This is a genomic window from uncultured Campylobacter sp., assembly GCF_938045225.1.
Lineage (GTDB): Bacteria > Campylobacterota > Campylobacteria > Campylobacterales > Campylobacteraceae > Campylobacter_A.
This window is the reverse complement of record NZ_CALINL010000254.1, coordinates 1-13,523: the sequence shown is the minus strand read 5'-3', so window position 1 is coordinate 13,523 and position 13,523 is coordinate 1. Positions and strand designations below refer to the sequence as shown.

The following is a 13,523-nucleotide window of genomic DNA, read 5'->3' as shown; positions in this document are numbered from 1 at the left end:
AGCCCCAGGATGCGATGAGCCGACATCGAGGTGCCAAACCTCCCCGTCGATGTGAGCTCTTGGGGGAGATCAGCCTGTTATCCCCGGGGTACCTTTTATCCTTTGAGCGATGGCCCTTCCACACAGAACCACCGGATCACTAAGACCGACTTTCGTCCCTGCTTGACGTGTATGTCTCGCAGTTAAGCTGGCTTTTGCCTTTATACTCTGCGAACGATTTCCAACCGTTCTGAGCCAACCTTTGTAAGCCTCCGTTACATTTTGGGAGGCGACCGCCCCAGTCAAACTACCCACCAGACATTGTCCTACTTGAGGATAACTCAAGCTAGTTAGCTATCAGAATAAAAAAGAGTGGTATCTCAACAATGGCTCACCATAAACTGGCGTCTATGGATCAAAGCCTCCCACCTATCCTGCACATTTTTATCCCAATAGCAGTGTCAAGCTGTAGTAAAGGTCCACGGGGTCTTTCCGTCTTGCCGCGGGTAGGAGGAATTTTCACCTCCACTACAATTTCACTGGATCCCTCTTCGAGACAGCTCCCATCTCGTTACGCCATTCATGCAGGTCGATATTTAATCGACAAGGAATTTCGCTACCTTAGGACCGTTATAGTTACGGCCGCCGTTTACTCGGGCTTCGATCAAACGCTTCGCAGAGCTAACGTCATCAATTAACCTTCGAGCACCGGGCAGGCGTCACACCCTATACATCCTCTTACGAGTTAGCAGAGTGCTGTGTTTTTGGTAAACAGTCGGGAGGGACTCTTTGTTGTAACCTTCAATGCTTACGGAGTAAATCCTTCACAAAGTTAGGCACACCTTATACCGAAGATACGGTGCTATTTTGCAGAGTTCCTTGAAGAGAGTTCTTCCACGCGCCTTAGAATACTCATCCCACCCACCTGTGTCGGTTTACGGTACGGGCAACTATAACTAAACTTAGAAACTTTTCTTGGCTCGACAGTATCAGCAATTCGCTATCCATTCCGAAGAACTTCAAACGCCTGTGGGGTCTCGGCTTAAAAAGATCCGGATTTGCCTGGATCTTAACCTACACCTTTCGACTAGCACTACCATCCGCTAGCTTGCTTAACTCTAAGCGTCCTTCCATCGCACATTATAGTTGGCATTGGAATATTAACCAATTTTCCATCGCATACCCCTTTCGGACTTTGCTTAGGACCCGGCTAACCCTACGATGACGAGCATCGCGTAGGAAACCTTGGGTTTACGGCGTTGGGGATTCTCACCCCAATTATCGCTACTCATGCCTGCATGCTCACTTGCATTCGCTCCAGCGCTCCTTACCGGTACACCTTCGACGCTGAATGCAACGCTCTCCTACCACTTAGTAAAACTAAGTCTAAAGCTTCGGTACTCATTTTAGCCCCGTTATATTTTCCGCGCAGAATCACTAGACCAGTGAGCTATTACGCTTTCTTTAAAGGATGGCTGCTTCTAAGCCAACCTCCTGGTTGTTTAAGTAACTCCACATCGTTTTCCACTTAAATGAGATTTAGGGACCTTAGCTGTTAGTCTGGGTTGTTCCCCTCTCGACGACGGATTTTATCACTCGCCGCCTGACTGCCATGATTACACACTAGGTATTCGGAGTTTGATAGGGTTTGGTACATTGGTGTATGCCCTAGCCCATTCAGTGCTCTACCCCCCAGTGTTACTACATGACGCTATACCTAAATATATTTCGGAGAGAACCAGCTATCACGATGTTTGATTGACCTTTCACCCCTATCCACAAGTCATCCCAAGGCTTTTCAACGCCAGCGGGTTGGGTCCTCCACCGGCTCTTACACCGGCTTCAACCTGCTCATGGATAGATCACATCGTTTCGGGTCTGCAGCATCTGACTAAACGCCCTATTAAGACTCGCTTTCGCTACGGCTCCGGGTTTCCTTAACCTCGCCAGACACCACAACTCGCAGGCTCATTATGCAAAAGGCAGTCCATCACACGTCATAAAGAATCGTGCTCTGAATGATTGTAAGTAAATGGTTTCAGGTTCTATTTCACTCTGATCACCTCAGTTCTTTTCACCTTTCCCTCACGGTACTTGTGCGCTATCGGTCTAGTAGTAGTATTTAGGGTTGGATCGTGGTCGACCCGGCTTCAGACAGAATATCACGTGTTCCGCCCTACTCAGGATACTGCTAAGTAAAACAAAGCTTTCATATACGGGAGTATCACCCTCTGTGCTTAATCTTTCCAGATTATTCTATTAGCTAAGTTTAGTCTATATCGCAGTCCTACAACCCCACTAGTAAACTAGTGGTTTGCCCTCTTACGCGTTCGCTCGCCGCTACTAGCGTAATCTCTTTTGATTTCTTTTCCTGAGGGTACTAAGATGTTTCAATTCCCCTCGTTCGCTCCATATTAGGTAGTTAAACTCACATTAAATGCGAGCTTAACTGGGTTGCCCCATTCAGAAATTCCCGGATCAAAGCCCCTTGACGGCTCCCCGAGACTTATCGCAGCCTGGCACGTCTTTCATCGCCTCTACTAGCCAAGGCATCCACCACTTACTCTTAGTAGCTTACCTTTTATTAGTATATAATATATTCTAATTCGCATCACTTCCTTGTTAAAGGTAACTATTAAATTTAAGATTTCATAATGAAGCCTCAAATTTAGATCTATTACGAAATTTAAATCTCTAGCTTTTAAGACGGAAAGCATTGACTAATATCCAGGTAAGTTTTAAATCCTATGATATCTTGTGACGTCAAACTTCTGCATTAAGCAAATAAGCAAGATCTTTAAATCTTTAACAAGTCCTGTAAAATTGTTTTATTTATTAAAACTTGATTGTGACTTTTAACAATGATAAACTAAATAACATTTAGACTTCTCGGCTTGGCAAAGCCAAGCTTGCGACAAGGAGCTTCGCTCCCTTGACCCACCTAAAGCACAAAATTGCTTACGCAATTTCGTAAATTTGGAAGGATAGTCGTTTCCTAAAGTCTAATTAGAAAGCTTATATAAAAAGTTCTCTAATTAGACTTTGTATGCTTGATGTTAAACTAATCATGGTGGAGAATAGCGGGATCGAACCGCTGACCTCCTGCGTGCAAAGCAGGCGCTCTCCCAGCTGAGCTAATTCCCCAATTAAATTCTCTGGTGGGCCTAACAAGACTTGAACTTGTGACCTCACCCTTATCAGGGGTGCACTCTAACCAGCTGAGCTATAGGCCCCTATAGGTTTGCGTCAATCTTTCAAAACTAAACAAGGTCGATTGAGTAGATTATTTATAACAATAATCTAAATTTTCCTTTGACGAATATCTTGTGAGAGAATATTCGTTGTACTCTAGAAAGGAGGTGATCCAACCGCAGGTTCTCCTACGGTTACCTTGTTACGACTTCACCCCAGTCGCTGATTCCACTGTGGACCATAACCAGTTTGGTATTTGGGCTTCGAGTGAAATCAACTCCCATGGTGTGACGGGCGGTGAGTACAAGACCCGGGAACGTATTCACCGTAGCATGGCTGATCTACGATTACTAGCGATTCCGGCTTCATGGAGTCGAGTTGCAGACTCCAATCCGAACTGGGACGTATTTTATAGATTTGCTCCATCTCGCGATATTGCGTCTCATTGTATACGCCATTGTAGCACGTGTGTCGCCCCGGACATAAGGGCCATGATGACTTGACGTCGTCCACACCTTCCTCCTCCTTGCGAAGGCAGTCTCATTAGAGTGCTCGGCCGAACCGTTAGCAACTAATGACGTGGGTTGCGCTCGTTGCGGGACTTAACCCAACATCTCACGACACGAGCTGACGACAGCCGTGCAGCACCTGTCTTAACATTTCTGCAAGCAGACACTCTTCCATCTCTGGATGATTTGTTAGATATCAAGTCCGGGTAAGGTTCTTCGCGTATCTTCGAATTAAACCACATGCTCCACCGCTTGTGCGGGTCCCCGTCTATTCCTTTGAGTTTTAATCTTGCGACCGTACTCCCCAGGCGGTATACTTAATCCGTTAGGTGCATTACTGCCTCGACTAGCGAAGCAACAACTAGTATACATCGTTTAGGGCGTGGACTACCAGGGTATCTAATCCTGTTTGCTCCCCACGCTTTCACGCATTAGCGTCAGTTAAGTTCCAGCAGATCGCTTTCGCAATGGGTATTCTTCTTGATCTCTACGGATTTTACCCCTACACCAAGAATTCCATCTGCCTCTCCCTTACTCTAGACTATCAGTTTCCCAAGCAGTTTAACGGTTAAGCCGTTAGATTTCACAAGAGACTTGATAATCCGCCTACGCGTCCTTTACGCCCAGTGATTCCGAGTAACGCTTGCACCCTCCGTATTACCGCGGCTGCTGGCACGGAGTTAGCCGGTGCTTATTCCTTGGGTACCGTCATAATTCTTTCCCAAGAAAAGGAGTTTACGCTCCGAAAAGTGTCATCCTCCACGCGGCGTTGCTGCTTCAGGGTTTCCCCCATTGAGCAATATTCCCTACTGCTGCCTCCCGTAGGAGTCTGGACCGTGTCTCAGTTCCAGTGTGACTGATCATCCTCTCAGACCAGTTACGCGTCATAGCCTTGGTAAGCCGTTACCTTACCAACTAGCTGATACGATATAGCCCTATCCATTACCGAAAAACTTTCCCGTACCTACTTATATAGATACGGAGTATAAGGTATTAGCAGTCGTTTCCAACTGTTGTCCCTTAGTAATGGGCAAGTTAGCTATATATTACTCACCCGTGCGCCACTAAGATTAAATAGCAAGCTACTTAATCTCCGTTCGACTTGCATGTATTAGGCACGCCGCCAGCGTTCACTCTGAGCCAGGATCAAACTCTCCATATTAACCTTCTTTAGCGCAAAGCAAAGCTTTGCTAAGAAGCAATGCTAAAGTTTAAGATTGCTTACGCAATCTAAATTAGCGTTTAGCTAAATCAAATTTAATTGATTTAGAATTTATATGAAGTTTTAATCAAAAAACTTTAATTTTATTAATTAGTTTTTATCTCTTATCTACTTTCCAGAGAAAGCCTGATAAAAGATTGGCTCAATCGATCACTTGTTTAGATTTCAAAGATTGACTAATTAGTTTAACAGTGTTAATTTAAAAAACATAATTTAAGAGCTAGTTTCAAAAACTCTCAAAAATTAGAGAATTGTTTATTTAACTCAAAATTAAAACTTACGATATTAAAAGAAAAGGCTTTATTAACGTGAAAGTTAAAGGTGGTTTCTCAATTCGTGAGCTGGAATTATACAAGCAAGATGCTTAAAAGAAGCTGAAGGAAAAGGGGGCGTAAAAAATTTTAGAGATTTTTTGTTGGACGTTTTGTTAAAGTTAATCTATCAGAAATTTACCTTAATATATTGGCAAAAACAAAATTCGTTTAGCGGACGAAGCAGTAAATTTAGCGCAATCGTCCGCTAAAAATAAGGCAAATTTAGTTCGCCGTTAGGCTTATTATAAATTCTTTGAGCGAAATTTTATCGTTTACGAGCAGATCGTCGCTACCGACATCGTGTTTAAATTTCGCACTCATATACTCGCCATCTTTGACAAAGAGCGAATTCACGCGCTCCTCAAAAGGCTTGATGCCGTCCATCATTTGATTAAAGTCTCTATCGACCATTAGCCCCTTATACGCGCTCAAAAACTCGGTTATAGACGCAGCCTGCACTTTTATCTCGCCGTCAAATTTGACCGCTTTTAGTGCCATTTGGATATCTACGTCGTCATGTAGCGTTTTGCTTTCCGCGCCAAGCCCTGACGTATCGACAACGGCATTAAATTTTAGCTCTTTGCCGTTCGGGTTTTTAAAGCTAAAATTTTTAATCTCCATCACGTAGTTCTTACTCATCAAAATCTTATAAAGAGCCGACTCTTTCGGGTCGGTGACATACATCGCCATCGCTTCTTTGTTTACGTTTTTCTCGCCAAAGCTCAAATTTAGCTGCGCAAGAACCTTTTTGCCATCCACGTCAAGTGCCCCTAGGCTCGCGTCGGTAAGGGTATCCAGGAGATTTGCGTCCGCGTTTTGCTTTATCTGCGCTAAAAACGACATGCCCGCAATGCCGACCGATTTTGGAAAATCATAGCCCTTAGCGCTATTAAAGCTCATTTTATCGGTCTTTACTCCGATTTTAGCTATATTTTCGTAGGCGGTTTGTATGTTTATAAACGAGATGAGATCGTCAAAGCTCTTAAAGTCGTTAAGCTCGATGAGCGCGGAGGCGTTTTCTATATCGATCTTATCCGTGCCGTCCGTATCGCCGCCGCCCGCTTTTGCGACACCGATTTCTAGGGATTTTATCTTATTTTCTTTGATTTGCGCCTTTGCAAAAGGCTTTGAGATTACAAAGCTAGAGTCATCTTCATTTGTTTTGATATCGGCCAAATTTAGCGTCACATCGCGGGTTTTATCAAATTTTATCAGCGCGTCGACGCTTAAAAACTCGTCCGTACCGAAAATTTTCTTTAGATAGAGCGCAGCCTCGGGCGTTAGCGCCTTCACGTCGCTATGAGCCCTAAAGCCGCTAAATAGCTCGGCAAATCCGTGTTTTAGCGTCGTTTTGGCTTCAAATTTGATCGGATCTTTACCGTCGGTGAGCTCGAGCTTTAGCACCGCGCGCGAGCTAAACAGCCCTTTGTCGTAGTCGTTTTCTACTGCGTTTGCTTTTATATTGAAAAATCCAAGCTTCAGCGTCTCGCTAGTTAGCCTCGCCACGCCTCTATCGTAGGACTCTTTAGCTTTAGACGAGCCGTAAAACGCGACTCCAAAAACCGCGATCAAAACGACCGCGAGCGCAAATATAATCTTTTTCATTTTTTTCCTTGATTTTAAATTTTACTTCGTCGCTGCGATGAGCTCGATCTCGACCAAACCGCCTTTTGGCAGCGTTTTAACGGCGATCGTACTTCTAGCCGGGTACGGTTCGCTAAAAAATTTAGCGTAGATTTCGTTTACGGCCGCAAAGTCCTCGATGTCTGCTAGAAAAATCGTGGTTTTTACCGCGTTTTCAAAGCCAAGCCCCGCCTGAGCCAAAATCGCCTTTAAATTTAGCATTGACTGCTCCGCCTGAGTCCTCACGTCCTCGCCCGCAAATTTGCCCTCCGGCGTGACGCCAAGCTGTCCTGAAATAAACAGAAATCCGTTTGCCTCGATCGCCTGCGAATACGGTCCGATCGCTTGCGGAGCGTCTTTTGTAGAGATAACCTTTTTCATTTTCGTCCTTTGTAAAATTTGGGCGCATATTATCTAATTTACGGCTAAAAAAGCAAATTTCGCTATAATTTCCCGCAAGAAAGGCACGGAAAATATGAAAATCACCCTTGCGCCAAACGAGTTTTTGGATGATTACGTTCTGGGCTGCGAATTTGCGCGAAATGCTGAAATTTCGGGCAATGCGTATCTGTTTTGGAGCGGCGCTATCTGCGCTAAATTTGAAAACTCGCGCATAGTTTTTCTGCATAAAAAAAGCATCCCCGCGCGATTTTGCGAGGCCGCCGCGCACTGTAGCGATCTAGCCGGACTCGTGCTCACGTCGGCATTTTGCTCGTTTACGACTCTAGCGCCTTCGCATCTAGTCGCCAAAAACGGCTCCAAACTCTACCCGCTTTTCGAGCTACGCGAAATTTGCGGGATAAAATTTATAAATTTAAAGAAATTTTACGACGACTTCGGGCTTGACTACGACTACAGAATTTACATCGAAAAGTGCTCGTTTTTCTCGCCTGCGCCGCTTGAAAAGCGCATAAAGCTAACCGAGACGATGTGTCTTGGATATTATTAAATTAATTTACCTTACCGCATTTTGCTTGTCTTTCTCGGTTACGGACGTGAGTTTAGAAAGACGTCTACCGAGAAAGTTTTTCGCATCATCCACGATAGAGTAAACAGTCGGCACGAAAACGAGGCTAAGCAGCGTAGAAACGGCCAGTCCGCAAATCACGGCTACCGACATCGTCGCTCGAAACTCGGCCCCTGAGCCGCTAGCAAACACCGCGGGCGCCATGCCGGCGATCATAGCTATCGTAGTCATCACGATAGGTCGCGCCATCTCCGCGCCCGAGCTTAGCAAAGCCTGCCTGACGCCGCTTCCGCGTAGGCGCTTTTCGACAACAAAATCAACGAGCAAAATAGAGTTTTTGCCCACGATAGCCATGAGCATCAAGATGCCGATGACAGCGGATAGATCAAGCGCGCCGCCGATAGAAAGCGGAAGCGCGATAAATATCGTAGCAGGCTGCAAAAAGTCGCGGAAAAGCACGATCAAAACCAACAAAAATATCGTCACGCCAAAGCCAAGCGCGATGCTAAACTGCTCAAACATCTCGCTCATATACTCGCTATCGCCGTACTCGGGCGAGGAGATGCCTGAAGGCAAATTTTGCATCGCGGGCAAGGCGTGAATTTGCCCCAAAACCTCGCCTACGGTAAATCCGGGTTGCAAATCGGCCTCGACGGCGATCTTACGACGTTTATCAAACCTCTCTATGTTAGCCGCGCCCTGCGAATACGAGATTTGGGCTACGCTTGAGAGCGGCACGGCCGTCCCTGTCGCGCTTTGGACGTAAATTTTACGCAGAACATCAAGATCGTCTCTGGCGCTCTCCTCTAGGCTCACGCGGATAGGCACTTGGCGATCCGGCAGGTCAAATTTCGCCGACGCCGCGTCCGTGTCGCCTACGGTAGCGATACGCAAAGCTTCGCCAACGGTCTGATGGCTCACGCCCAGCCTTGCGGCCTCTTTTTTGATTAAATTTACGCGGATTTCGGGCTTTTGCAGCGGTTCGTTTACTTGAGCGTTTTTCACGCCCGCAACTCCGCTCGTTTGGGATTTTATTAGCGACGCCGTTTGCGATAGCGCGTCCGCGTCCTCGCCCGCTAGGATGACCGAGATATCGCGCGCTGCCATCTCGTTAGCGAAGGCAAATCTCATATCGCTAAATTTAGCCAGCTCCGCCCGCAGTTCGTTTTCAAACTCCTTTTGCGTGACGGCGCGCTGATTGTGCGGTTTTAGCGTGATTAGCAGTTCGCCCTTGTACGTTTCGCCGCCGCCTCCGGCTATCGCAAAAACCGACCGAACGGCAGGGTTTTCTTTGATGACGCGAATAAATTTATCAGCCTCTCGTCGGTCTGATCTAGCGTAGAACCCGGAGCTAGCGTGATATTTACGCTGCTTCTGCCAACGTCGCTTTGAGGTAAAAATCCCGTCGGTAAAAGCGGAATTAACGCAAAGGATCCGAGTAGCAGCAGAAAGCCGGTAAAAAGCGTAAATTTACGGTGATCTAGCGTTAAATTTAGCAAATTTAGATAGGCCGCCTTTAGCTTACCCGCTTCGCGCTCCTCTTTGGCCTCGGGCTTTAGGATATAAGCCGCTAGTAGCGGAGTGGCTAAACGCGCGACCAAAAGCGAAGCCAAAACCACCGCCGCGACGGTTATACCAAACTGCCTAAAATACTGCCCGATGCCTCCGCCGATAAAACTAACGGGCAAAAATATCGCCACTATCGTTAGCATAATGGCAACCACCGCAAAGCCGATATCATCAGCCGCGTCTATGGCGGCTTGGTATGGGCGTTTGCCTAGAGCTAGGTGTTTTTTGATATTTTCTATCTCCACGATCGCGTCGTCCACGAGTATACCGATCACTAGCATGAGAGCTAGCAGGGTGATGCCGTTTAGCGTGTAGTCCAGTAGATAAAGCGCCGCAAACGTCGGCAGGATCGAAAGAGGCAGCGACACGGCCGCCACTAGCGTCGCTCTCGCGTCTCCCAAGAAAACAAACACGACCAAAACCGTCAGTATCGCGCCCTCGGCTAGCATCCAGATCGTTTGGTCGTAGCTTTGCTTAGTCTCGTTCGCCGAGGTGTATATCTCGTCTATCTTTACTTCCGCATGCTCTGCGGTAAATTTAGCCAGCTCCTCCTCGACCTTTTTTATCACGACCGTATCGCTGGCGCCTTTTGAGCGCGAGATACTAAAACCCGCCGTCTCTAGCTCATCCATCCTAGAACGCGATCTAGGTTCGGCGTGCGAGTCCTCAACGCGAGCGATATCGCCCAGACGGACGTTTCGGCCGCCGTCTAACCAGATAGGAGTGTCGGCTAGCTTCTCGACGCCCCTTGCGCCACCTGTTACGCGCAGGCTGTTTTCAGCACCGTCTAAAACCGTCCTGCCCGCGGGCAAATCGGCGTTATTTTGCGCGAGCTGCTTGTTAATATAAGCAGCGTCTATCTTTAGCGAGCTAAGCGCGGCGGGGTCTAAAAGCACCCTAATCTCGCGCATAACGCCGCCCAGGCGCTTTACTTGTTGTACGCCCGGGATCGCTAGCAGCCGCCTTTTTATCTCGTTATCTATCAGGTGCGATATCTCGCTTTGGTCTAAATTTACGCTTCCTACCGAATAAAATGCGAGCGCCCCGCCCTCGACGTCCACGCGCTCTACTAGCGGCGTATCGATGCCGGCCGGTAGTTCGTCTCTGATCTGCGAGATAGCGTTTCGCACGTCGTTTACGGCTCTATCGACATCCGTCTCGATGGCAAACTCCACCGTCGTAGCCGAACTACCCTCGGAGATCGTAGAGCTAACGTGCCTCACATCCGCCAGCCCGCCCACGGCGTCCTCGATGCGCCTAGTAGTCGAGCTTTCCAGCTGCGTAGGCGACGCTCCGACCTGCGTGACCGTGACGCTAACGATAGGGAAATTTACGTTTGGGTTTGCGTTTATCGGTAGGCGCAAAAACGACGCTACGCCGCCCAAGCTAAGCGCGATAAAAAGCACGATAATCGGGACGGGATGGCGAATCGCCCAAGACGAAATTTTCACTCCACACCCCTTTGCGCCGCTTCGCCGTCGTTTACTAGCGCGGAGGCTTTTAGTGCGACCTCATCGCCCTCGCTAACGCCTGTGATTACCTGCACTAGCCCGTTTACTCTAAGTCCAGTTTGGATTTTTCACTTCTGCGCCTTGCCGTCTTTTATTAGCGTCGCAAACGCGCCCTCGTCCGTAAACGAAATCGCCTGCGCAGGCAGCGCTAACGCGCTAAATTCGGGCAGGTCGATGACGGCTTTGACGTACGAACCGATAAATTTAGCCCCGCCGTCTAGCGAAATTTTGACCTTGCCTAGGCGCGAGCTCGTATCCACGCTCACGGGCACCAGCCGCACCTTGCCGTTTACGGCCTCTTTTACGCCGTAAATTTGAGCCTGCGCGCTCATACCGACTTCTATCTGCGCTAGCTCGGCTGCATCCGCGTCCGCAGATAGCTCGATGACGTCGTCTTTTGCGATGTTAAACAAAGCCTCGCCGCTAGTTAGCGCGCCGATTTGGGCTTTTTTGGCCGTTATTACGCCACTAACGGGCGCTATCACGCTAGCTTTGCCGAGCTGGTCTTTAGCCTCCGCGATCTGCGCGTCTATCTGCGAGATTTGTGCTTTTGCGGAGTTTAGGGTCGCTCTAGCTCTTGCTTCTTTCGCGCTTGCTTGTTCGAGTTCTTGTGAGCTGATCGCCTTTTTTGCGGCTAAGCTTTTGGCTCGCTTTAGCGCGGACTCAGATTCGCTAAAAGCAGCCTTAGCGGAGTTTAAATTTTGCTTTGCGGCCTCTAGCGCGGCGGTTTGCTGGTCAAATTTCGCTTTTACGCCGGCATTATCTAGCAGAGCTAAAATTTGTCCCTTTTGTACGCTTTCGCCGACCTCGACTAAGATCTGGGCGATTTGTTGTCCTTGCAGCGCCGAGCCTACGGCAACATCGTCTTTAGCGACCAGTTCGCCGTGCAAATTTAGCTTCGGATTAAATCGTTGGGTTTTGGGCGAAACGACCGTGAGCTTTATCGCTTCGCCGTTTTGATTTTCCTCAGCGTCCGGATTTTGTCTATCTTGACGAGCGCTTGGCTCGCGAGCGTCGCCGTCTTTTACGTCCGTTTGGAGCGTTTGCCGATCGGACGAGTTTTGCTTGTTTTGCGGCAGTACTTCTTGTGCTGATTTATTTTCCTGTGCCGCCGCTACGAAAATCAGCGCAAACGATAAAAAATATGCCTTTAAAATTTTGCCGAATTTCATAAAATTTCCTTTGATATTAGTCTTAAAATTTACTATATTAGCAAAATTTAGGACTAAAAGTCAATCCAAAAACCTTGAAAATATTTTAGGATTTTACTAAAATTCGCCCAAAATAAAAAAGGAAAACGATGTATAACTTTGACGACCTAGGTAAAAAAATCAGTGAGCTCAATGAGTGCACAAACGCGCTGATCGCCAAAACCGGGCTTAGCTACAGCGAATTTGCGGTGCTTTATACGCTAGCAAAAGACGGCTGTTCGACTCAAAAAAAGATCGGCGAAGAGTGGCTCATACCAAAACAAACGGTTTTTAACGTCTGCAAGGATTTTCGCCAAAAAGGACTAGTGCAGATAGGCGAGCAAAGCGCTGACAAAAGAGAGCGCGCGATGAGTCTCACGCAAAAAGGGCACGACGTAGCTGACCCTATCGTGCACGCTAGCGACGAGCTGGGCGAGCGGGTATTTGCTAGGCTTGGCGAAAAAAACGCCCAGAAGCTATTTTCGCTACTGGCGCGCTTTTGCGAGATTTGCGACAAAGAGATCGAAAATACGCCTGATATCCAAACGGAAATTTAAGCTTGCTTGGATTTAATTAAGTCGTTTTTGTCGTATATTTTTTGCCAAAATGCCAGCAAACGCCTACAAGACCGGAGCTAGCTACAAGCCGCGCGCAAAATACTCTAGCCAAATACGCCATACGCTAACGACGTTCCCGGCTCTTCCTAAATTTACCTACTTGCTTGCCTTTTTCGTACTCGGCGGCTTAAATTTTACAGATTTATATAGTAAATTTAACGAAAAAGTCGTCTTGCCAAATTTGTCGCTTAAATTTAATCGGCGACGGCGAAAATACGGCCCAAAATGTACAGACGATTTACCAAAGCGCACAGCGAATTTGCCTGCTGATTTATCTTTGCAAACGCAAGCGGCGCTACCTAAATTTAGCATTTACAGCTTATAAAATCGCCGCAATACGCCTTAAGGCTACGCCAATGTTTAATCTTGCAACCAAAAAATTACGAGTAAATTTTGCCCGCTAAATTTTTACGTGTCGCGTAAAGTAGTTTAGAGCCGTATCTACGTGTCAACTTCCGCTGCCCACTCAAACAAAATTCGCCGAGTCGTATCGCTCAAATGCCGCCGATTTGTCGACAACAATCGTCAAATTTATCCGCAAACGGCAAAATTTAATTTTCGTAACATTTTAGAAATTTATTTACGTTTTTACTCATGTATAGTAAATTTTGGCAGCTTAAATTTTAAAATTAATCAAAAAATATAATTCAAAACTCTATAATCGGTAAATTTAAAACCAAAAGGAGAAAAAATGAAACTATTTTCAGCGCTGGCTTTGTGCGCGGCGATGGTGTTTAGCGCGCAAGCTGCGGAAAAATATAAGATCAAGCTCGCCTCCACCTACGAGAGCAACGTACCCGTGCTAGGCGACGCTCCGAAGAAATTTAAAG

5 protein-coding genes, 2 tRNA genes, 2 rRNA genes and 2 pseudogenes are annotated in these 13,523 nt (G+C 47.0%); 3 read left to right on the top strand and 8 right to left on the bottom strand.

Translation table 11 applies throughout. From position 1 onward, the window contains the following. From Q0200_RS09130 to Q0200_RS09105, 6 genes are all read right to left on the bottom strand, one after another. A 23S ribosomal RNA gene (locus Q0200_RS09130) occupies nt 1-2,559 on the bottom strand; the annotation flags it as partial. A 488-nt stretch (nt 2,560-3,047) separates the two neighbouring features. Next, nucleotides 3,048-3,123 (bottom strand) — tRNA-Ala (locus Q0200_RS09125). Nucleotides 3,124-3,135: 12 nt separating this feature from the next. Then, a tRNA-Ile gene (locus tag Q0200_RS09120) sits at nt 3,136-3,212 on the bottom strand. Nucleotides 3,213-3,331: 119 nt separating this feature from the next. After that, nucleotides 3,332-4,842: ribosomal RNA gene (locus tag Q0200_RS09115) — 16S ribosomal RNA — on the bottom strand. 596 nt (nt 4,843-5,438) lie between these two features. After that, entirely contained in the window at nt 5,439-6,821 is a 1,383-nt protein-coding gene (locus tag Q0200_RS09110; protein WP_297940554.1) for a DUF945 family protein, read from the bottom strand. Between the two features lie 21 nt (nt 6,822-6,842). Continuing rightward, entirely contained in the window at nt 6,843-7,220 is a 378-nt protein-coding gene (locus Q0200_RS09105) for a RidA family protein (RefSeq protein WP_297940552.1), read from the bottom strand. A gap of 94 nt (nt 7,221-7,314) precedes the next feature. On the opposite strand from Q0200_RS09105, the gene Q0200_RS09100 reads away from it, so the two are divergent. Continuing rightward, nucleotides 7,315-7,788 (top strand): cysteine permease, encoded by a 474-nt coding sequence (locus Q0200_RS09100; protein WP_297940550.1) that lies wholly within the window; start codon nt 7,315-7,317, stop codon nt 7,786-7,788. A gap of 6 nt (nt 7,789-7,794) precedes the next feature. Here the strand turns inward: Q0200_RS09100 and Q0200_RS09095 are convergent. Both Q0200_RS09095 and Q0200_RS09090 read right to left on the bottom strand, forming a co-directional pair. Beyond that, a pseudogene (locus Q0200_RS09095) lies at nt 7,795-10,781 on the bottom strand (efflux RND transporter permease subunit). A gap of 173 nt (nt 10,782-10,954) precedes the next feature. Next, the gene (locus tag Q0200_RS09090; protein WP_297940548.1) at nt 10,955-12,058 is read right to left on the bottom strand and encodes an efflux RND transporter periplasmic adaptor subunit; all 1,104 of its coding nucleotides are present in this window, start codon (nt 12,056-12,058) and stop codon (nt 10,955-10,957) included. Nucleotides 12,059-12,186: 128 nt separating this feature from the next. Between Q0200_RS09090 and Q0200_RS09085 the strand changes: the two genes are divergently transcribed. Further along, complete coding sequence (locus Q0200_RS09085; protein ID WP_297940546.1) at nt 12,187-12,633, top strand: MarR family winged helix-turn-helix transcriptional regulator; 447 nt, start codon at nt 12,187-12,189, stop codon at nt 12,631-12,633. Between the two features lie 751 nt (nt 12,634-13,384). Further along, nucleotides 13,385-13,523: pseudogene (locus Q0200_RS11955) on the top strand (ABC transporter substrate-binding protein); the annotation flags it as partial.

Bases quoted from the DNA above. Each gene is read 5' to 3' on its own strand.
- Q0200_RS09100 (WP_297940550.1), top strand. From the start codon at position 7,315: ATGAAAATCACCCTTGCGCCAAACGAGTTTTTGGATGATTACGTTCTG.
- Q0200_RS09105 (WP_297940552.1), bottom strand. From the start codon at position 7,220: ATGAAAAAGGTTATCTCTACAAAAGACGCTCCGCAAGCGATCGGACCG.
- Q0200_RS09090 (WP_297940548.1), bottom strand. From the start codon at position 12,058: ATGAAATTCGGCAAAATTTTAAAGGCATATTTTTTATCGTTTGCGCTG.
- Q0200_RS09110 (WP_297940554.1), bottom strand. From the start codon at position 6,821: ATGAAAAAGATTATATTTGCGCTCGCGGTCGTTTTGATCGCGGTTTTT.
- Q0200_RS09085 (WP_297940546.1), top strand. From the start codon at position 12,187: ATGTATAACTTTGACGACCTAGGTAAAAAAATCAGTGAGCTCAATGAG.